This is a genomic window from Nocardia sp. PE-7 (assembly GCF_030486425.1).
Lineage (GTDB): Bacteria > Actinomycetota > Actinomycetes > Mycobacteriales > Mycobacteriaceae > Nocardia > Nocardia salmonicida_A.
Map to the genome: position 1 here is coordinate 958,899 of NZ_CP129614.1, position 20,037 is coordinate 978,935.

Consider the following 20,037-nt stretch of genomic DNA (forward strand, 5'->3'; position numbering starts at 1 on the left):
TGCGTGAACCCTGCGAGAGCGGGGCGATCACGCGGCTGACCGTCGACCTGATCGGTCCGATTCACCCTTGCGGGGTGATGCGGAGCCCGGGGTGGGTGCCCAGTATCGAGTCGACGCGTCGACCGAGCTGAGGAGCGGATGCACGATGGCATTGGACTATGACGATCGCACCGATTTCGAGAACGCCGATCGTGGGTTCATCAAGACCCTGACGCCCATGCGGATCAGCAAGGCCGACGGCACGGTCGTCTTCGATACCAGCGGGTACGGATACCTCGACGGGCCGTGTCCGGAGACCATCAACCCGAGTCTGTTCCGGCAAGCCCAGCTCTGCGTGAAGAACGGGCTGTTCGAGGTCGTGGACGGCATCTACCAGATCCGCGGCTTCGATCTCTCCAATATGACCCTCGTCGAGGGCGATACCGGCGTGATCGTGATCGATCCGCTCATCTCGGCGGAGTGCGCGGCAGCCGGGCTGGCGATGTATCGCCAGGAGCGCGGCGACCGGCCGGTGACCGGCGTCATCTACACCCACTCCCACGGCGACCACTTCGGTGGCGTCGACGGCGTGCTGCCCGACGGTCGTGGCGAGGTCCCGATTCTCGCGCCCGCCGGTTTCATGGCGGAGGCCGTCTCGGAGAACGTCTACGCGGGCATCGCGATGACTCGGCGCGGTACCTACATGTACGGCATCGGGATGACACCCGGACCCGAAGGCCAGTGCAGCACCGGGCTGGGTATCCAGGCCTCCCACGGCACCTTCGGTCTGATCCCGCCCACCGTCGACATCACCCACACCGGCCAGCAGGAGACCGTCGACGGCGTCCCGATCGTCTTCCAGATGACGCCGGGCACCGAGGCGCCCGCGGAGATGAACTTCTATTTCCCTCGCCACCGCGCCCTGTGCCTCGCCGAGAACGCGACCCACAACCTGCACAACCTGCTGACCCTGCGCGGCGCCCAGGTGCGCGATCCGCGCATCTGGTCTCGCTACATCGACGAGGCGATCGAGATGTTCGCCGTCGACGCCGATGTCGCGTTCGCCTCGCACCACTGGCCGACCTGGGGCGCCGACAACATCATCGAATTCCTGTCGCTGCAGCGCGATCTGTACATGTACCTGCACGACCAGACCCTGCGGATGATGAACGTGGGACTCAACGGCCCGGAGATCGCCGAACAGTTCGAATTGTCGCCCGCCCTGGCCGATGCGTGGAGCGCCCGTGGCTATTACGGGTCGGTGAGCCACAACGTCAAAGCGGTCTACCAGCGCTATCTCGGCTGGTTCGACGGGAACCCGACCTCGCTCTGGGAGCACCCGCGCACGGCGAAGGCGGTCCGCTATGTCGAGACCATCGGCGGCATCGACGCGGTGATCGAGAAGGGCAGGGCCTACGCCGACGCAGGCGATCTGCGCTTCGCCGCCGAACTGCTCACCCACGCCGTTTTCGCCGAACCGGACAACAAGGCCGCGAAAGAGGCACTCGCCCAGACCTATCAACAGCTCGGATTCGGTGCGGAGAATGCCACTTGGCGCTGCTTCTACCTCACCGGCAACAACGAATTGCGCCACGGAATCCAACGGACCGAGCTCGACCTGGGTGGCGGGATGGCGGCGGCGCTGTCGGTGGAGCAGCTGTTCGACTCGATCGCGATCCGGGTGAACGGTCCGCGCGCGGCGAAGGATTCGTTCCGGATCGAATGTCATTTCACCGATCAGGATTCCGTCGTGCGCCTCACCCTGTCCAACGGTGTTCTGATCCAGACTCCCGATCCGCGGTCGAAAGCCGACATCGATCTCACGCTGACGCTCACCAAGGCGCAACTGCTCGGGATCCTCGCGGGTAAGGGCCTGGACGGGATCGACCACAGTGGCGACCCCGGCGTCCTGCAGCGACTGTTCGGCCTGCTCGACACCCCCGACCCGAACTTCGCGGTCGTCACACCGTGACCACCCGGCGATGCGGCAGCTGGTTGCTGCCGCATCGCCGGGCCGGTAGTTCGTTCCATTCGTCCAAGACCGACAACGGCGCTCGGTCATAGCGTTGTCTCATGACAACTTCCCCTGGGCACGCGGTAGACGACGAACTCCTGGCCGTGCTCGACGAGTGGCAGGTGGCGATCGTCGCCAACGACGCGGACCGGATCGGTTCGTACATGGCCGACGAGTGGATCATGGTCTCCGAGAACGGCATCACCACCGCCGAACAGTTCCTGGCGTTCGTCCGCTCGGGCGACCTCACGCATTCGGCGATGCAGCGCGTCGGCGACCCGAGAATCCGCTACCACGGCGACCTCGTCCTTCTGACGACCCGAGTCACCAATACCGCCCACTACCAAGGCATTCGATTCGACGCCGATGAATGGACCACCGACGCCTTCCTGCACACCGACGGCCGATGGCGCTGCCTGCTGACCCAGATCACCGCCACCAAGAAGTAGCGAGGTCGGCCGCTGGGCCCGGCCCGCCCGCTCAGACTCGGTCGGGGCTCCAGGTGGCGACGGCCCAGATGACGGTGAGGTCGATGGCGATGATGATCGCCGACCACCACGGGTAGTACGGCAGGGACAAGAAATTGGCGATGATCGAGAGGGAGGCCAGGCAGTAGGCGAAGATTCGGGCCCAGGCCGCGGCCAGCATCATCCCGATCGCGACGGCTACGAGGAGTACGCCGAGCGCCAGGTGGATCCAGCCCCAGTTGCTGACGTCGAGCTGGTAGCTGTATTCGCTCGGAATCAGGAAAACTTCGTCCTTGGTGACGCCGGCGATGCCGCGCACGATGCTCAGAATGCCCGCCACCAGAAGCAAGATCACTGCGAGCATAGTGATGCCGGCCGCGAGAACCTGGCGGACGGGATGCGAGGTGGTCGTCATGATATCGACGGTAGGGGGCATCGCCGACTATCCGGATCCCCCGTTCCGGGTGAACTCGCGCGGCGGCTCGGACGGATTCACCCGATTCGGATGATGTGTGCGACCGGGGATTTTCGCGACGATGACGGCATGGATGGAACCGTGACCACCGGCCGGTGGTCACGCTCACAGAAGTGAGGGTCGAATATGTCGTCAGTGTGGGACGTTCTCTGGGTCATCATTGTGAGTTTCTGCTTCGTCGCCTACCTGATGTTGATGTTTTACATCCTCACCGATCTTTTCCGTGATCGGTCGACCTCGGGCTGGGTGAAGGCTCTGTGGGTGGTGTGTTTGATTCTGTTCCCGCTGATCACCGGCCTGCTGTATCTGATCTTCCGGGGCGCCAGTATGGCGGAACGGACCGCCGAAGCGCACAAGCAGGCACGCACGGAGGCCGACGAATACATCAGGCAGACCGCGGGCACCAATTCCGCCGCTCAGATCGCCGACGGGAAGAAGTTGCTCGACGCCGGCGCCATCACCGAGGCGGAATTCCAGCAACTCAAGGCCAAGGCCCTCGGCTGATATCCGCAGCGCGCCGTAATTCGGTGTCGCAGCGCGTGACATGGCGCGTGGCAGGACCGTCATGCTGAGCTTTCTGGTCCCCCAGGAACAGCGCCGATCGCTGGACGAGCTGACCGACAAGCTGGATCTGTCGGTGGGCCAGGTCGACTCGAAGCGGTCGGCGTTCTGGATCATGCTGGTGATGTCGGCGGTGATCGCGATCTCGGGCGTTATCGGCAATTCCACCGCGACGGTGATCGGCGCGATGATCGTCGCGCCGCTGTCGATACCGATCCTCGGTGTCGCGCTGGGGGTGGTGACCGGTCGTGCGCCGTTGCTCGGCCGGAGCCTGCTTCTGGTCGTGTCGGGAATCGTCGTGGTGGTCTCGCTCGGTTTCCTCTTCGCGCAGTTCCTGCCCAATCCCGTCGATGTACTGTCCAACCCGCAGGTGGTCGGCCGGACCTCGCCGACGCTGATGGATCTGACCGCCGCGATAGCGACCGGCCTCGTGGCGGCGATCGCGATCGCTCGTCGTGATGTGGGCGACGTGCTGCCCGGCGTGGCGATCGCGATTTCGCTGGTCCCGCCCCTCGGGGTGGTCGGGGTGTGTCTGGGTTCGCACGCGCCCGCACTCGCCGGTGGCGCGTTCGTGCTGTTCGCGTCCAACGTGGTCGCGATGATCATCACCTCGACGATGGTGCTTCTCGTCGCCGGTTACGCCGATGCTGCGGATCCGACGACTGTGCGCCGCGGCAGGGCGTACCTGGCGCTCGGCATTGCCCTTGTGCTGGTGTCGATTCCGATGGTGCTCAATTCGCTGTCCACGCTGTGGGCTGGTCAGATCGCCGACGCGGCCGTCCTCTGGCTGGGCGACGCACCGGACGCGCAGGTCACCGACGTCACCCTGCAGGGCGGCACCGCGACGGTCTCGGTGCTCGGGCCTCAGCAGTTGCCGCCGCGCGCGGAGTTGCAACAGGCGGTGAACAACCTCGTTCCGTGGAATCCGAAGGTTGTCATCATCCACACGGTCGGTGGACGGGTGCAGTAACCGATGGCACACGACGATGCCCCCGTCGGCTGACGGGGGCATCGTCGTGTGGGGCTCAGCTGAGCAGTTTTGCCTTCGCGGCAGTGAATTCGGCGTCCGACAGCGCCCCGGAGGAGTGCAGCTCGGCCAACTGTCCGAGCTGGGCGACGGTGTCCTGGCCCGCGCTCGCGGCAGCGGGCGGCGGGGGAGCCTGTGGGGGCGGCGGCGCCTGTTGCTCGGAGTAGGCCTGCTGTTCCGCGGCCCGCCGCGCGCCCCGGCGGTTCACCGCGTTCGAGGTCGCGGTGGCGGTACCCGCGACAACGGCCGTCCTCGCGACGGTGCCGAGAAGTCCTGGTCGCCCGAGGCGACCTCCCCGAAGTGGCATATCGGTTCCTTCCTAGGTGAGGGCGAGCACGGCGTCGACGGCATCGCGCGGTACCTGCACGTGCAGGGCGACCTCGCCGTCGGCCGCGCGCACCGCGCCGGCCAGGCTCCGAGCCCACGTTTCCTCGAAAACCACCACGACAGCGGTCGTTTCCGGTTCCATCGACGCGCGGACGACGTCGAGATCGTCGTCGCTGACGAGGTCGATATCGGCCGCGGTCAGACCCGTCAGGCCCACCGCGGAGATGTCGTCGTCGATTTCGCGTTCGGTGACGGTGCCCGCGGCGTCCATGGACAGCACTACCAGGTCGAGCAGCGTGACCGTGCCCTGCGTGACGACCTCGGCCAGTGCCGCCGAGACGGATTCGTCGATCGCGGTGCCGGGAAAGGTGAGCACGAGGAATTCGACCGGTCCGAGCGTTGCTGGTGATCCCATGGGCCGAATCATGCCGTCGGCGAGTGCCCGGCTGCTTCACCCGATTCGGATGAAAACAGCGGCGCGCAGTTCACCCGGAAGGTGTGAGGCGCGCCGGGAACGGCCCGCTTAGCGTCGTTTCATGGGCTCAGTAATCGGCGGTCTGTTACCACTGGCGGTGGGTGTCGCGGTCTCGCCGATCCCGATCATCGCGGCCATCCTGATGATCCTGTCGAAGAACGCGGGCGGTGCCGCGAAGGGCTTCGCCGTGGGTTGGGTGGCCGGAATCCTCCTTGTGACCGGCGTGATGACCATGCTCGCCGGAACGTTGGGCGGCACGGACAGTGAACCGTCGACGGGCGCCTCGATCGTGAAGATCATTCTCGGCGTCGCGCTGGTGGTGCTGGCGGTGATCCAGTGGCAGGAACGGTCGCAGACCGAGGTGCCCGGCTGGATGAAGGCGATCGACACGCTCACACCGGTGAAGGCGCTGGGGCTGGGAGCGTTGCTGTCGGGCGTCAACCCGAAGAATCTGCTGCTGTGTGTCTCGGCGGGCGTCGCGATCGGGGCAGGCGGTCTGAGCGCGGGCGGCGACCTGGTCGCGATCGTGGTGTTCACCTTGCTCGCCTCGGTCACCGTCTTGGCGGTGGTCCTCGGGTACATGGTCGCGGCCGACAGACTCCGTCCGATGCTCGACAGTCTGCGGGAGTGGTTGCAGCTCAACAACCATGCGGTGATGGCGATCGTGCTGCTGATCATGGGCGCGGTGGTCGTCGGCAAGGGCATCGGCGGGCTGTAGCGAGGAGGAATCGTGGCACTGTCGATACCGGTGTTCGAGTCACTGCACGGCTATCGGCGGGCCTGGCTGCGACCCGACGTGATCGCCGGTCTCACCGTGTGGGCGGTGCTCGTTCCCGAAGCGTTGGCCTACGCCTCGATCGCCGGGGTGCCGCCGGTGGTCGGCTTGTACGCGGCGGTGCCGTCGCTGGTGCTCTACGCGCTGGCAGGCAGTTCGAGGCACCTGGTGGTCGGCCCGATGTCGGCCACAGCGGCACTGTCGGCCGCGATCATCACGCCGCTCGCGGGCGCCGATGGCGGCCGCTACATCGCGCTGACGGCCGCGCTGGCCATCGCGACCGGCATCGTCGGTCTGCTCGCGGGTCTGGTCCGGCTCGGCTTCATCGCCGCGTTCATCTCCGAACCGGTGCTCAAGGGCTTCATCGTCGGGCTGGCCCTTGTCATCATCGCCGGACAGGTGCCGAAGTTGCTCGGCGTCCCCGAACGCGACGGCAACTTCTTCACGCAGGCGTGGGGCGTCGTCACCGAGCTGGGGAACGTCCAGTGGCGCACCGTGACGGTCGGCCTGATCAGCCTCGCGGTGGTTTTCGCGCTGCGCCGGTGGCTGCCGTTCGTCCCCGGCGCATTGGTGGCGGTGCTGGTCGGCATCGTCGCCGTGGCGGTGTTCGGACTCGACGACAAGGGTGTCGCGATCGTCGGCCATATCGACGCGGGACTGCCCACGCTCGGCATGCCGTCCGGGGTGTCCTTCGGCGACTGCCTCGACCTGCTCGGACCAGCTGTCGGGGTGTTGTTGATCGGCTTCGCCGAGGGTCTCGGCGCCGCGAAAACCTATGCGGCCAAAGCCGGTTACCCCATCGACGCGAACCGGGAACTGTTCGGTCTCGGTCTCGCCAATCTCGGGTCGGGGTTCAGTTCCGGGATGGTCGTCAACGGCAGCCTGTCCAAGACGGCGGTCAACGGTGGCGCCGGGGCGAAGACTCAGCTCAGCGGGCTGGTTGTGGCCGGGCTCACCGTCGTCACCCTGCTGTTTCTGACCGGGCTCTTCGAGAATCTGCCGGAGGCCACGTTGGCGGCGGTCGTGATCGCGGCCGTCATCGAGCTGGTCGACATCGCCGCCCTGCGCCGCCTCTATCGGGTCTGGACCCACATGCTCGCCAGCATCTACGGCAGAGCGGCGCGCGCCGACTTCCTCGCCGCGATGGCCGCGATGCTGGGTGTGCTGGTCTTCGATACGCTGCCGGGCCTGCTCATCGGCATCGGTGCGGCGATAGTGCTGCTGGTGTACCGGGCCTCGCAACCGCATGTGGTCGAGCTCGGCAAGGAAGGGTCGTTGTGGGTCGCCGCCGACCGGCACCCGGACGCGGCGACGCGCCCCGATGTGCTGGTCGTCCGGGTCGAATCCGGCTTGTTCTTCGCCAACTCCGATTATGTGAAGGATCGGATCGAAGGGCTGTGCACCGACCGGACTCGGATGGTCGTCCTCGATGCCGAGACCTCGCCGTCGGTCGACGTGACCGCCGCGACGATGCTGCTCGCCCTGCGAGACACGCTGGCCGCCCGGCGGATCAGGTTCGCCATCGCGCGACCGATCGCCCAGTTCGGTGACGCACTCGGCTCGGCCGAGCACGGTGACGTCCCGGTCCCGATCTATCCCACCGTCGCCGCCGCGACCGCCGCACTGTCCGGGTCGTGATCGTGCTCGCCCGTCGAAAGGAACGCAGATGAACGGCATTCTGGTCGCACTCGTCGGAGCGCTGTTGTGCTTCTACGGGATTCGATCGGTCCACCTGGGCCTGCTCGCGATCGGGTTCGGTCTCGGCTGGCTGATCGCCGACCTGTTCAACGCGAGCTTCTGGTGGCTGTTGCTGGCCGCACTGATCGGCGCGGTGTCGGTCTGGGTGGTCACCTCGCTGGTGTTCCGGTTCGCCTCGTACTTCATCGGCGGTCTCACCGGCGTGATGATCGGTACCAAGCTGGCGACGGTGTTGCAGCCCGGGGACAAGAACGTCGCCTTGAGCATGATCGTCGCACTCGCGGTGGGTGTGTCGGGCGCGTTCCTGGCGCAGAAGTTCCGGGCCCGCGCACTGCTGTGGTTGACCTCGATCGGCGGCGCGAGCATGGTGTGCAGCGGTGTGGCGCTGTTCAGCGACTCGCTGTCGTTCCTGCGCGACCCGGAGCCGGGCTGGCAGCAGGTCACCGCCACCCTGGCCTGGGTGGGTCTGTCGATCCTCGGCTGGATCACCCAGCGCCACCTGTTCGCCGACAAGCTCGGCATCCAGCACCTGGTCGGGGACGACGACGAGCCGGACATGAGCGACCGCAACGGCGGCTGGCCCACGAAGTGACCAGCCGGCGGTCGACACCACCGGCTGGTCGGTTCTCAGGTCAGTGGGCGGTGCCGCCCGTGGCCGGGGTGCGGCCGTGCTTCATCACCAGGGCGAAGGTGAGGGCGACGGCCGAGGCCGCCGCGCAGACCCAGAAGCCCAGTTGGTAGCCGCGGTCGCCGAACAGGTCGGGCAGCGGGGTGGGCGGTTGGGCCTGGCCACCGACGCTCACCAGGGCGGTCATGCCGTTGCTGTGCAGGAACGCGGTGACGATCGCGAGGCCGATCGCGACACCCATGGACTGCATCACGCCGAGCATGCCCATGCTGACGCCCTGTTGTTCCTGCGGAACCGCCTCCACCAACAGGATCGGCATACAGGCGTAGTACATGCCGAAGCCGATGCTGAAGATCGAGTTCACGATCAGGAAGTTGGTGGCGGTCAGCGGCAGGACCGCGAACGCGACGGCCGCTGTCGCGAAGATGACAAGGGCCACGACGAGCGGCAACCGGGCGCCGATTCGCCTGGCCAGCAGACCCGCGACCGCGCCGAAGAGCATCGTGATCACCGAACCGAGCAGCGCGATGCGGACCGCGAACTCGAGCAGGCTGTATCCGCTGCCGTAGGTGTAGCCCGGATCGAGGGTCACCTGCACGGCCTCGATCGGTAGCGCCTGACCGGTCATCTGCTGGATCTGCGCCAAGGTGCCCTGCTGAACACCGGCGACGACCGTCGACTCCGGGGGAGTCTGGGACATGTAGGCGATGGCGTAGGACACGATGCCGATCTGCAGGGACGCGAAGAGCGCACCGGCGAGCACCAGCGCGACGCGCGGATGGAACAGCAGCCCCATGTCCATGATCGGTGTGGTGGCCCGCTTTTCGACGAGGACGAACAGCACGAGCAGCACGAGGCCCGCGATCAGCCAGGCCAGCGTGGTCGGCTTCGACCAACCCCAGTCGTGACCCTTGTCGACGTAGATCAGGGTGAGCGCGGCGCCACCGGCGAGCAGCGCGGCGCCGACGATGTCGATGCGCTCGGTGACCCGCAGCTTGGATTCGGGCACGATGATCCACACCAGCGGCAACATCACCACGGTGAACGCCCCCAGTACCCAGAAGATGGCGCGCCAGCTGTGGTTGTCGACGAGGTAGCCGCCGAGCAGCGGGCCCGCTATGGAGGCGACGCCGAAGCCGGTCGCGGTGAGACCGAGGGCGAGCGGAACCATCTTGCGCGGCATCAGATCCCGGATGAGACCGTAGGCGATCACCGCGGTCGCGATGGCGGTGGCCTGCAGGCAGCGACCGAACAGGAACACGCCCCAGTGGGAGGTGGTCGCGTCGAGTACGCAGCCGATGACGAACAGGGCGCCGCAGATGAGGAACATCCGCTTCTTGCCCCAGACATCACTCATCTTGCCGATCAACGGAGACGCGGCCGCGCCGATCAAACCGAAAACGATGATGGCCCAGTTGATATTGGCCCCGACGCCGGGGAAGCTCGGCGCGATCTTCTGTAGTGCCGCCGCGACGATCGTGTACTGCATCGGGGCGATCTCGGAGAAGAGCACGATCACGGCTAGGACCGTGAAAATCCTCGCGCGCGAAGCGCCTTCGAGTCTTCCGGTGTCGTTGTTCTCCGGGGTGTCGTTGCTATCGGGTTTGATGGTACTGGTGGACATGGCCACGCTCCGTTGTTCGGGAACTGCGTTCGAGATGGTGGATCAGGACGGTCAGTAGATGTAGGCGGTGTGGGGCAGGTCGGCCACGGAAGTGCCTGCCCGGAAGATGAATTCGCCCGGTTCGCTCTCCCAGCCGTGCTCGCCCCAGTGCTGGAAGGCACGAGCGGGCACTGTGACAGTCACCGTGCGGGTTTCGCCGGGCGCGAGGCTGACGGCGGTGAAGCCGGCGAGCCACCGGACGGGACGGTCGATGGCGCTGTCGGGACGCGAGAGATACACCTGCACAACCTGTTTGCCTGGCCGGTCGCCGGTGTTGGTCATCGTCAGTGTGACGTTTCGCCCCTGGACCGTGAGGTCGCTGGTCTCCCAGGTGGTGTAGCCGAGACCGTGACCGAACGGGTAGGCCGGTTCGATGCCCGCTTTCAACCAGGCGCGGTAGCCGATGTGGATGCCCTCGGTGTAGTCGAGCACGCCGTCGACGGGGGTGGTGTCGAGCACGGGGACCTCGGCCATGGTCTTGGGCCAGGTGGTCGGCAGACGACCACCGGGTTCGACTGTGCCGGTGAGGACATCGGCCAACGCGGCGCCGAACTCCTGCCCGGGGAACCAGGCGAGCAGCACGGCGGCGACATCGTCGCGCCACGGCATCTCCACCGGCGCACCGGAATTCACCACGACCACGGTGCGGGGGTTCGCGGCGGCGATCGCCGAGACCAGCTCGTCCTGGCGGCCGGGCAACCGCAGTGAGGTGCGGTCGACGCCCTCGCTCTCGATCTGTTCGGTGGTGCCGACCACGACTACGGCCACCTCGGCGGCCCTGGCCTGCTCGACCGCGGCCGCGAACTCTTCGTCGTCGGCACGCTGGGGACGGCGGATACCGAGTGTCGCGCCGAGAATGATGCCCAGGCCCGGCATCGCTTCCTCGATGCTGGTCACCACGCGGACATCGACCTCGTCGCCGACGGCGAGTGCGCGCGTGACGTGGCGCTGCGGCGGGTTGAGCAGTGCCGCGGCCGGGTCGCCGCCGTCGAGGACCATATTCTCGTCGAGTACGGTCTCGCCGTCGAGGTCGAGCCGGATGTGGCCGACCCCGCCGAAACCGATCTGCCATTCCCCGGCCATGTCGGCGCACAGGCGCGTGTGCAGTTCGATCGTGTTCGACCGCGCCGCGAGCTCATCGCCGAGCAGGACCAGTCGGCTGGTGGTGCGGTGCTGGGTGCCGAGCTCGGTCTTGTCCTTGAAATAGCGAGCGGACAAGCCGGGCTCGCCGGTTTCGGGGTCGGTCATGATGGCGAGCGGGGCGGGGATCAGCGCTTCGGACAGGTGCACGCCCGCGGTGTGCGTCAGCGGAAGGCGGCCGGTGAGACCTTCGACCGGCGTCGTGGTGTGGCCCGGAATGACGGTGGCGCTGCCGCCGCCGAGGAATCGGGGTTCACCCGCCGACGGGCCGAGCAGGGCGACGGTGGTTTCCGGTGCGAGCGGCAGGATTCCGTCGTTGCGCACCAGGACCATCGCCTCGGCGGCGACCCGGCGGACCAGCTCCTGCGCTTCTGCGTCGCTGAAAGCCGTTGTGGGCTGAGGAGTTCCGTCGAGCGCGCCGACGCGGTGCGCGAAACGCAGGATGCGACGGACTTTGTCGTCGATCACGGATTCGGCGATCTCGCCGGACCGGACCTTCTCGGCCAGCGGGTCGCCCCACAGGTGCCATGGTCCCGGCATGCACAGATCGGTGCCGTTGGCCGCGCTCTCGGTGCTGCGGATCGCGGTCCAGTCCGAGACGACCACGCCGTCGAATCCCCATGCGCCCTTGAGTGGTTCGTCGAGCAGGGGGTTCTCGGTCATGGTGGTGCCGTTGACCGAGTTGTAGGCGTCCATGAGCATCCACGCGCCCGCCTCGACGGTGCGCTCGAACGGGTAGAGGTACAGCTCACGCAGTGCGCGGTCGCCGACGCGCACGTCGACGGTGAAGCGGTCGGTCTCGGAGTCGTTGGCCACGTAGTGCTTCGGACACGCGCTGACCCCGTGCGCCTGCACCGACCGCACGTAGGCCGCGGCCATCTCGGCGGTGAGCAGCGGGTCCTCGGAGAAGCATTCGAAATGCCTGCCGCCCAACGGCGAACGGTGCAGGTTCATCGTCGGGCCGAGAACCGCGTAGACATCTTTGCGGCGCGCTTCGGCGGCGATGAGCGCGCCGATCTCGGTGAGCAGCTCGGGATCCCAGGTCGCGGCGACCGCGGTGCCGGAAGGGAGACTGACCGAGGGATCGCGTTCGTCCCAGTTCTCGCCACGTACCCCGGAGGGGCCGTCGGACACCGGCATCTCGGCGAGTCCGATCGCGGGGTCACCGGCCATCCGGAACAGGCCCGCGCCCGAGATCAGCCGGAGCTTGCCCTCGAGGTCCAGTTCGGCCAGTAGTTCCTTGATGCGGTCTTCCATGAAAGATGCAGCCTTTCCTCGATCAGCGGGTGATGGTGCTTGCTTGTTCGGACCAGTGCGGGTTGTGCAGGAATTCGCCGGTGCCGGCGAGGAAGGCGCCACGGGCGGCCGGGTCGCCGCGCAGCCGGCCGGAGAACCACGCCGCCAGGTAACCGAGGTAGCGGTGGACGCCTTCGGTGCAGCTGTAGTTGGTGCAGCCGGGCTGGCCCTGGATGTCGTTGTGCTGGGCGCCGAGCAGCGCGGCGCGAGCCTTGGGTACCTGCGCGGGCAGCGCGTCGTAGTACGCCTGCATCGACTGCTGCCCGATCACCTCGGCCGGGAGTGTCTGCGTTCCGGGGGAGATGCCGTCGGCGGAACCGTTGACCAGCAGCACCGAGCCCGAGGTGATCGCGCTGGTGTCGACACACGCGCTCTGACCGTCGACCGTCGGCAGCGACGAACACACCGCGGCCAGCGGCATCTCCAGCGTCACGGCGGTATCGACCAGGCCGGACCCGCGCGCGAGCGCGTTCAGCGCACCGAGGCCGCCTTGGGAATGACCCGCCGCGCCCACGGCATCGATATCGACCTTGCCGTGGAAGACGCTGCTCGGGTCGTTGTTCTGCTCGGCGAGATAGCGCACGGCGTCGAGCATCTGCACGCCGGTTCCGGTGTCGGTCCGGTCGGCGGCGATGACGATGAATCCCCACGACGCGAGGTGGGAGAGCAGGTACGCGTATTCGCGCGGGTGTGCCAGGGTGCCGTTGCCCCAGGTGATCACCGGGTGGACGCCCGCGCCGAGATCCGCCGGGTACCAGATGTCGTAGGTCTCGCCGGTCGAGGTGCAGCAGTCGGCACCGGATCGCTCGGCCACCGCCCATGGCCCCGGCGCGTAATAGGTCGCCTCGAGCGGTGCGGCAGGTTGATAGGACGGCGCGGCCGTGGCCGGTGCCGCCGACACGACCGCGGCCAACGCGACGGCGGTCAGGGCGATGCGGGCGCCTCGTTGCGCCCGCCGGACAGTTCTGTTGCTCACGATCACCGACGGTAGGCAGGTCAACAGGTGTCCATGCCTGGCCGCACCGTCTTGCAGACATGTTGCAGACACCCGGCGCCGCCGGCTCCCCGCGACGTATTCTCGAACTGATGAACGAGTCGACCCGCACCGGTGCGGACCTCGGATGACCGAGGTCGGCTCGGCGCTGCGCGCGGCCAGAACAGCGGCGGGGATCAGCCTGCAGGGCATGTCCGCGCGCACCAACTATTCGAAGCCGTATCTGGGCCAGCTCGAGACCGGCGCGCGGATGGTGCGCGTCGAGCACGTGGTCGCCTACGAATCGGCGTTGGCCACTCCGCTCGATCACCTACGCGACCGGCTGAGCGTCGAATCTGTCAACGAACTCGACGATCTGCCCACGCAACTGTCGTCGCTGCTGCTGCCGCCCGTCGCGCACCCGCGCGGCGATCACCCCACCTTCGCCGCGACAGAGCTGGCCGACGCCGAGCAGCTCGCCACCTGGGCGCGTGCCAGACAGTGGGACGACGGAGCGACGCCGCGCCGTGCCGTGACGGCCTGGCTGTCGGTGAATCTGCCGCGTTTACAGCAGCTCTCGGCCGCGGGCGCGCATGGACGCGCCTTCCGGGCCGGTGCCGAGCTGGCCGATATCGCGGCCGCCATGAGCTGGGATGTGGAGGACGTCGCCGCCGCTCGCCGGTACTCGGTCGCCGCCGCACGGCTGTCGCACGCCGCGGGCGAGGAGGTGCTGACCGCCGCGATCCTCGCCGAGGCGTCCTGGCAGCTGCTCGACAGCGGTAGGCCGGCCGAAGGGCTGGAGGTGGCGCAGCTCGCCCAGTATCTGGCGCGCCGCACCGCCCCGCCCGCGCTGCGGGTCGCCCTGGCCGAATTGGAGGCCTACGCGCACGGAATCCTCGGCGAACACGCGGCCTTCGCGCGGGCGATCGTCGTCGCCGCGGAGTGTCGGTGCGAAGCCGCCGAGACCGCCTCGAGCAGGGCCGAAGCCACCGAGATCGCCGCCGGTGACCGCGCCGCCGGCCGGTGTCTGACCGCGGCGACCATGAGCATGCTCCTCGGACCGCGCCGGGACTGGCCGGGACCGGGGCAACAGTCGCGGCTGCTCGGCAAGAGCTACCGCCACCTCATCGCCACCCGTCCCGACCTGGCTCGCGTCGCCTTCGGTGACCTGGACGCGCCGCTTCCCGCGGAGTTCGTGACACCCGCGATGGCAGCCATCTCCTCGGCTCGCCTGCAGTTGATGCTCGCCGAGCCGGAGCAGGCCGCCGCACAGGTCGGTCAGGCGTTGTCGCTGGACGGGCGCCCGACCGGCCGTACCGCCGCCCGACTGTCGGACTTCTGGCACGAGTCGGTCGAATTCGCGACGGTCCCGGTGGTCGGCGAGATGCGCGCCGCGATCGGCGAGTTGGTCGGGCACCCCAACTTCGGACCTGAGTCGGTCATAGAGCTGTAGGGCTGGGTGCACGTGCCCTTCGCCGTCCGGTCCTCAGCTCGTCGCGGCGCGCTGGGACATCAGCATCCCGATGAGCCCGGACTCCTGGCTCTGTGTGCTGATCATGTCGCGGGCCGCCTGTTCGACCGGCCCACCTCTGGACAGCTCGTCGAACGACTGGGCCATGGCGACCCCGCCCTGATGGTGGCGATACATCAACCGCAGAAACATCGCTTCGGCCTCGGCGCCGCGGGCCACAGACAGGGCGTCGAGGTCGGCGCGAGTGGCCATACCGGGCATGGTCGTGGAGGCGACGCCGTGGTGGCCGGAGGGCATCCACGACATCGGGTGCGGGTTGGTCGGGGTCGCCGCGGCCAACCGGAGCCAGCCGAGCATCATGCCGATCTCGAGGCGCTGGGCATCGGCGATCTGGTCGGCCAGCCGCCGTACGGTGGGATCGACATCGGCGGCAAGGCGCTCGACCAGGACGAGCGCCTGCTGATGGTGACCGGTCATGTCCTGCACGAAGCCGATCTCGGTAGGCGTCAATACCGGTGTGACAGTGGCAGTTTCGGAGACGAAGAGCGGTCGGACGGCCGCCCCGACGACCAGTAGCAGCAGTACCGTCGCCGCACCCGCGACCCCGAACAGCACCCGTCGGCTCATGAGCCGACCGTCGACCGCTGATCGGCGGGCGGGGTGTACACCTCGGGGGACAACTCCAAGGTGAGCAACCCGTTGTCGGCGCAGGTGGTCCACAGCTGATTGCCGCGCCACTCGGGTGCGGAGAAGCACCAGTCGGTGGAGAGGTCGCCGAAGGCCACGTCGCCGGTGCGCGAACTCAGTGCCTGCTCGGGATCGAGAACGCCCGCCTCGACGGCCTGCATCACCGACGGCGCGCTGAGCAGCGGCAGGCCGATGATCGAGGCCAGCGCGTGCGGGGAGTTCCACAGTTCGGCGTTCTGACCGGTGCGCGCCGGGGGGTTGTAGTAGGCGATCTCGCGCACCTTCAGCGGGTCGCGCACGTCGAAGATCCGGACACCGGAGGAAATCCAGCCGCACGCCAGCGCGGTGGGGTCCACCGCGCGGTCGGCGGAGCAGTAGTGGGCGTCGTAGGCGAACAGCGACCCGCCCATCCCGGAGGCGAGCGCGCTGTCGCGGTGCTGCTGCAGATTGATCTCCAGCTTGATCGAGTTCACCACGCGCGGATGCGCGTCGTCGGAGATGTCGATCAGTTTGACGCCGCCGGAACCCGCCTCGTCGGTGGTGAACAGGTAGGGCACGCCGTTGTAGGTGACGGGGACGTTCTGCTGGGTCGCCCAGCCGTCGGTCCAGGTCAGCTGGGAGATGATCGGCACCTGCGGATCGGGGTCGCGACGCTGCACCGCGGAGGTGTCGAGGATGGTCAACCCGCCCATATTGTTGGCCAGGTACATCCGGTTGCCGTCGGCGCGAAAGCCCATCCCGTGCATGGACTGGCCCGGCATGCCCTGCCAGATCACGCGGGGGTCGGCCGGGTCGGTCAGGTCGACGGCGCTGACGATGCCGGGGATGACGCCCGAGGCCCAGTAGGTGCGGCCGTCGGGGGAGAAGCCGCCTTCGTGCGCCGTGATCGGGACCGGCAGGCTCACATCGGTGCCGGGTCCCGGGTTGAGCAGGCGTGGGTGCGCGCAGTCGGAGATGTCGTAGATCGAGATCAGACCGGCGCCGGTGAACGCGGGAGCTCCGGTGCCGACCAGCAGCTTTCGCGCGACGTTGACCTTGAGGCTCTCCCAGGTACCCGCCAGCATCGCGGGTTCGGTGAGCGTGGCGGTGAGCACCGGGTTGGCCGGATCGGCGACGTCGATCACCTGCACGCCCTGTGCGGGACCGAGCAGGTTGCCGGGGAAGAAGCTTCCCAGGTACACGCAGTGATCGAACTGCGTCGAGGTGATTCCCGCGCCACGGCCCGCGTAGCCGCCGATGCGGTTGATGTTGCAGCGGTAACCCTGGGTGCTGCGTCCGCTGTCACGATCGGCGGCGGGCACATCGCCCTGGAGGCCGGGCTCGGGGAGCGAGCCGTCCGCGCAACTCGCGCGGGCGACGGCGGTATCGGCGAGGCCGCGGTCTTCCAGGACGACTCCCACGGAATCGGACTGGGCGAGGCCGATCGCGGAGGGCACCAGCAGCACCGCCGCGGTAGCGATCAACAGCTGGCGGAACGGAGTTCTCATTTCGCGCTTTCGTGGTGAGTGGCCAGGGTGACCAGGGCCGCGGCGGTCTGGCGGCAGAACTGCTCGCCGTCCTCGTCGCCGCGGGTGAGGGCGCGCAGCAGCGTTGTGCCGCGCAGGAATTCGAAGATCAGGTCGGGATCGCAGTCGGGGGAAGCCTGGCCGGACTCGATCGCCGCGTCGATGGTGGCGCGCAGCCCCACCCGGGCCAAGCCCTCACCGCGTTCGCGCAGCCTGCGGTAGCTCGCCTCGTCGTCGTGATAGGCCGAGAGCAGGCCCGGTATGCCCGACCGAGCCGCCGGATGGGTGGCCGCGGCGAAGAAGAGCTCGGTCCACCCGAGCAGATCCGCGCCGATATCGCCCGTCGGCTGCGGGACGACGCCGGTCTCGAGGGCGAAGATCGCGTCCTCGACGAGGTGGATCTTGTTGGGCCACCGACGGTAGATCGAGGTGGCGACCACCCCTGCCCGCCGCGCGACTCCCTGGATGGTCGTGGCCTGGAAACCTTGCTCCACCAGCAGCTCTTGGGTGGCACGCAGCACCTGATCATCCAGTTGCGGGTCACGAGGGCGGCCCGGCCCCTGTCGTGCCTCGCGACGTTCACTCACCGTTCACTCCTCCGTTGGGTTCGGCTGAGAGTAGCCGAGAAGTGGATCTTATTAAAAACGCTTCATGGCGTATTCGAATTAGCTAACTTGAAACGTGTTCCACCCCCACTCTCGAAGGAATGGCCCATGTTGACTCCCCAGGACGAGCTGCTCTGCCACCAATTGCCGACGACGTTCGACCACGTCGTCCAGAGCGATCTGCGCTGGACCGAGCGGATCGTGCTCTACGGCTTCGACACCACCGGCCGGGTCAGCGTCATGACCGGCATGGCCCGCTACCCCAACCGCAATGTGATGGATGCCTACGCGATGGTCACCATCGACGGCACCGCGCACGTGGCGCGGCTCTCGCGCGAGATCAGCGGCAAGTACGACGACCTGGGCGCCTGGCAGATCGGCCCCTACCGCTACGAGATCACCGAGCCGCTGCGCGGCGTACGCGCGACCCTCGGCGACAACGATCACGGCCTGCGCCTGGAACTGAACTTCGCCGGCCAGTTCCCCGCCTACGAGCAGGAACCCGCCTTCTTCCGCACCCGTGGCCGGGTCCGTGAGGACGCCCGCCGCTACTACCAGAACGGCGAGATCTCCGGCTGGCTCGAAGTCGACGGCGAACGCATCGAGATCGATCCCAGCACGTGGTGGTTCGGCCGCGACCACTCGTGGGGCACCCGCCACGGCGGCGGTGGCGGCAGCCTCGGCGAGGGCGGCGGCCTACAGCCCTCGGAGATCCCCGACGGCGTGCTGTACTTCATGGGCATCTTCCAGTTCGACGACGAGCTGGTGCATTTCGCCCAGCGCGAGACCGCCGACGGGCAGCGCTGGCACTTCGAGGGGTCGATCCAGCGCCCGATCGAGGCGGACGTGCCGACCGTGCCGATCGTCAGCGTGACCCACGATCTGAAGTTCCGCGACGACTTCCGGATCGTGTCGGAGGGCTCGTTCACGGCAAACGCCGCCGACGGCACCGAGCGCACCTACTCGGTCACCGCACTGCACGATTTCTGGCCCGGCCTGGCCGGATACGACATGTATCGCGGCTACGCGTCGGGGATCTGGAAGGGCGAGTCCTTCAGCGACGGCTTCACCGTCGATCTCTCCGACACCGCCGAACTGCGCCCGGTCAGCATGCTCACCGAGACCTTCGTCAAGGTCGAGTCCAGCGACGGCAAGGTCGGCTACGGACTGGTCGAGATGGTGTTCATGGGCCGCAATGCCCGGTACGGGTACGAGGGGTACTGATGACCACTCGCCCCACCGCAGAAGATCTGCCGAACGCTGTCGTCCCTGTGCTGCGCAGTGGTTTTCCCGATGCCGAGTCCGCGCGGGTGACGAACTGGTCGGCCAGCCCGCGTGGTCTGGCCACCGAGACCTTCCTGTTCGACCTCGAACGCGCCGACGCCGAGCCGGTCTCGCTGGTGCTGCGTCGCCCGCCCGAGGTGGCGCTGTTTCCCGACTACGACCTGCTGCGCCAGGTCCTGGTCATGCGCCGCCTGGCCGAGACCTCGATCGCCGTTCCGGCGGTGCGCTGGCTCGACCGCGACGACGCGGCGCTCGGCAGTCCATATTTCGTGATGGACCGCATCGACGGCTCGGCGCCCGGTGACCTGCCCTCCTATCACTCGGCGGGTCTGTACTTCGACGCCGAGCCCACCGATCGCGCCAAGATGTGGTGGGGCTGCGTCGACACCATCGCCGAGATCCACCAACTCGACTGGCGCACGCTGAACTTGGACTTCCTGTCCTTCCCGAAGTTCGGCGCGGCACCGCTCGAGCAGATGATCGGCTACGTCGATTCGGCGTTGGCCTGGGCCACCACCACACAGCCGCCCGCGCTGCGCCGGGCTGTCGAATGGTTGCGCACCAACCTCTACGAACCCGAACACATCACCCTCTGCTGGGGCGACGCCCGAATGTCGAACATCCTCTACGACAAAGAATTCCGCGTATCAGGCGTGCTCGACTGGGAGATCGCCTACATCGGCGACCACGAGGCGGACCTCGCCTGGATGTTGTTCCTGGACTGGGCCTGCTCGGAATTCCAGGGAACCGAACGACTCGCGGGTACTCCCTCCCGCGAGGAGTCGATCGCCCGGTACGAGGAACGCAGCGGCATGAAGATCCGCAACCTGCGCTACAACGAGGTCCTGGCCGCGGTGCTGCTCAGTATTCCGTTGCTGCGCATGGCCCATCGTCTGAACTTGCCGTCGGAGATCGACATCACCGCATTCTGCACCCAGCGGGTCGAGCAGTTGCTCGGCGACGAATAGGACAGGCGCCGACTCGAAT

General features: G+C 67.6%; 19 protein-coding genes. 10 read left to right on the plus strand and 9 right to left on the minus strand.

All coding sequences use genetic code 11. The features are described 5' to 3' along the window. Positions 1 to 145 precede the first annotated feature (145 nt). Both QX204_RS04455 and QX204_RS04460 read left to right on the plus strand, forming a co-directional pair. Positions 146 to 1,951: an alkyl/aryl-sulfatase gene (locus tag QX204_RS04455; protein WP_301905290.1), complete on the plus strand. Its 1,806-nt coding sequence runs from the start codon at positions 146 to 148 to the stop codon at positions 1,949 to 1,951. Between the two features lie 101 nt (positions 1,952 to 2,052). After that, positions 2,053 to 2,442: a nuclear transport factor 2 family protein gene (locus tag QX204_RS04460; RefSeq protein ID WP_301905291.1), complete on the plus strand. Its 390-nt coding sequence runs from the start codon at positions 2,053 to 2,055 to the stop codon at positions 2,440 to 2,442. Positions 2,443 to 2,473: 31 nt separating this feature from the next. Here the strand turns inward: QX204_RS04460 and QX204_RS04465 are convergent, their stop codons facing one another. Then, positions 2,474 to 2,875 carry a DUF7144 family membrane protein gene (locus QX204_RS04465; RefSeq protein ID WP_301905292.1) on the minus strand — a complete coding sequence of 134 codons (402 nt, stop codon included), beginning with the start codon at positions 2,873 to 2,875 and terminating at the stop codon, positions 2,474 to 2,476. 186 nt (positions 2,876 to 3,061) lie between these two features. On the opposite strand from QX204_RS04465, the gene QX204_RS04470 reads away from it, so the two are divergent. Both QX204_RS04470 and QX204_RS04475 read left to right on the plus strand, forming a co-directional pair. Next, positions 3,062 to 3,439, plus strand: coding sequence for an SHOCT domain-containing protein (locus tag QX204_RS04470; protein WP_301905293.1), 378 nt, complete (start codon positions 3,062 to 3,064; stop codon positions 3,437 to 3,439). A 61-nt stretch (positions 3,440 to 3,500) separates the two neighbouring features. Continuing rightward, positions 3,501 to 4,466, plus strand: coding sequence for a DUF389 domain-containing protein (locus tag QX204_RS04475; protein WP_301905294.1), 966 nt, complete (start codon positions 3,501 to 3,503; stop codon positions 4,464 to 4,466). Between the two features lie 55 nt (positions 4,467 to 4,521). Here the strand turns inward: QX204_RS04475 and QX204_RS04480 are convergent, their stop codons facing one another. Both QX204_RS04480 and QX204_RS04485 read right to left on the minus strand, forming a co-directional pair. Next, the gene (locus tag QX204_RS04480) at positions 4,522 to 4,830 is read right to left on the minus strand and encodes an SHOCT domain-containing protein (protein ID WP_301905295.1); all 309 of its coding nucleotides are present in this window, start codon (positions 4,828 to 4,830) and stop codon (positions 4,522 to 4,524) included. Between the two features lie 12 nt (positions 4,831 to 4,842). Continuing rightward, positions 4,843 to 5,265 carry a DUF6325 family protein gene (locus QX204_RS04485; protein ID WP_301905296.1) on the minus strand — a complete coding sequence of 141 codons (423 nt, stop codon included), beginning with the start codon at positions 5,263 to 5,265 and terminating at the stop codon, positions 4,843 to 4,845. Between the two features lie 121 nt (positions 5,266 to 5,386). On the opposite strand from QX204_RS04485, the gene QX204_RS04490 reads away from it, so the two are divergent. The 3 genes from QX204_RS04490 to QX204_RS04500 are packed head-to-tail and all read left to right on the plus strand — an operon-like array spanning position 5,387 to position 8,390. Then, complete coding sequence (locus QX204_RS04490) at positions 5,387 to 6,043, plus strand: GAP family protein (protein WP_301905298.1); 657 nt, start codon at positions 5,387 to 5,389, stop codon at positions 6,041 to 6,043. 12 nt (positions 6,044 to 6,055) lie between these two features. Then, a complete protein-coding gene (locus QX204_RS04495; protein WP_301905299.1) occupies positions 6,056 to 7,738 on the plus strand; it encodes a SulP family inorganic anion transporter in 1,683 nt (560 codons plus the stop codon). Between the two features lie 28 nt (positions 7,739 to 7,766). Continuing rightward, positions 7,767 to 8,390 carry an ABC-2 transporter permease gene (locus QX204_RS04500; RefSeq protein ID WP_301905301.1) on the plus strand — a complete coding sequence of 208 codons (624 nt, stop codon included), beginning with the start codon at positions 7,767 to 7,769 and terminating at the stop codon, positions 8,388 to 8,390. Positions 8,391 to 8,430: 40 nt separating this feature from the next. On the opposite strand, the gene QX204_RS04505 is transcribed toward QX204_RS04500, so the two are convergent. The 3 genes from QX204_RS04505 to QX204_RS04515 are packed head-to-tail and all read right to left on the minus strand — an operon-like array spanning position 8,431 to position 13,501. Then, entirely contained in the window at positions 8,431 to 10,050 is a 1,620-nt protein-coding gene (locus QX204_RS04505; protein WP_301905303.1) for an MFS transporter, read from the minus strand. Between the two features lie 51 nt (positions 10,051 to 10,101). Further along, on the minus strand, positions 10,102 to 12,486 hold the full coding sequence (locus QX204_RS04510; protein WP_301905305.1) for a beta-glucosidase: 2,385 nt from the start codon (positions 12,484 to 12,486) through the stop codon (positions 10,102 to 10,104). Between the two features lie 22 nt (positions 12,487 to 12,508). Next, positions 12,509 to 13,501: a poly(ethylene terephthalate) hydrolase family protein gene (locus QX204_RS04515; RefSeq protein WP_301905306.1), complete on the minus strand. Its 993-nt coding sequence runs from the start codon at positions 13,499 to 13,501 to the stop codon at positions 12,509 to 12,511. A gap of 145 nt (positions 13,502 to 13,646) precedes the next feature. On the opposite strand from QX204_RS04515, the gene QX204_RS04520 reads away from it, so the two are divergent. Next, positions 13,647 to 14,951 carry a helix-turn-helix domain-containing protein gene (locus QX204_RS04520; protein WP_301905308.1) on the plus strand — a complete coding sequence of 435 codons (1,305 nt, stop codon included), beginning with the start codon at positions 13,647 to 13,649 and terminating at the stop codon, positions 14,949 to 14,951. Positions 14,952 to 14,984: 33 nt separating this feature from the next. On the opposite strand, the gene QX204_RS04525 is transcribed toward QX204_RS04520, so the two are convergent. Genes QX204_RS04525 through QX204_RS04535 form a run of 3 tightly spaced genes read right to left on the minus strand, consistent with a single transcriptional unit; the run spans position 14,985 to position 17,748 of the window. Beyond that, positions 14,985 to 15,596: a DUF305 domain-containing protein gene (locus QX204_RS04525; protein ID WP_301905309.1), complete on the minus strand. Its 612-nt coding sequence runs from the start codon at positions 15,594 to 15,596 to the stop codon at positions 14,985 to 14,987. Continuing rightward, complete coding sequence (locus QX204_RS04530; RefSeq protein ID WP_301905311.1) at positions 15,593 to 17,143, minus strand: LVIVD repeat-containing protein; 1,551 nt, start codon at positions 17,141 to 17,143, stop codon at positions 15,593 to 15,595. Before QX204_RS04530 ends, QX204_RS04525 begins: the two co-directional genes overlap by 4 nt. Next, positions 17,140 to 17,748 (minus strand): TetR/AcrR family transcriptional regulator, encoded by a 609-nt coding sequence (locus tag QX204_RS04535; protein WP_301905312.1) that lies wholly within the window; start codon positions 17,746 to 17,748, stop codon positions 17,140 to 17,142. The genes QX204_RS04530 and QX204_RS04535 overlap by 4 nt, the downstream gene beginning before the upstream one ends. A gap of 126 nt (positions 17,749 to 17,874) precedes the next feature. Between QX204_RS04535 and QX204_RS04540 the strand changes: the two genes are divergently transcribed. Both QX204_RS04540 and QX204_RS04545 read left to right on the plus strand, forming a co-directional pair. After that, the gene (locus QX204_RS04540; protein WP_301905314.1) at positions 17,875 to 18,990 is read left to right on the plus strand and encodes an Rv3169 family protein; all 1,116 of its coding nucleotides are present in this window, start codon (positions 17,875 to 17,877) and stop codon (positions 18,988 to 18,990) included. Next, entirely contained in the window at positions 18,990 to 20,018 is a 1,029-nt protein-coding gene (locus tag QX204_RS04545) for a phosphotransferase family protein (protein ID WP_301905316.1), read from the plus strand. Before QX204_RS04540 ends, QX204_RS04545 begins: the two co-directional genes overlap by 1 nt. Positions 20,019 to 20,037 lie beyond the last annotated feature (19 nt).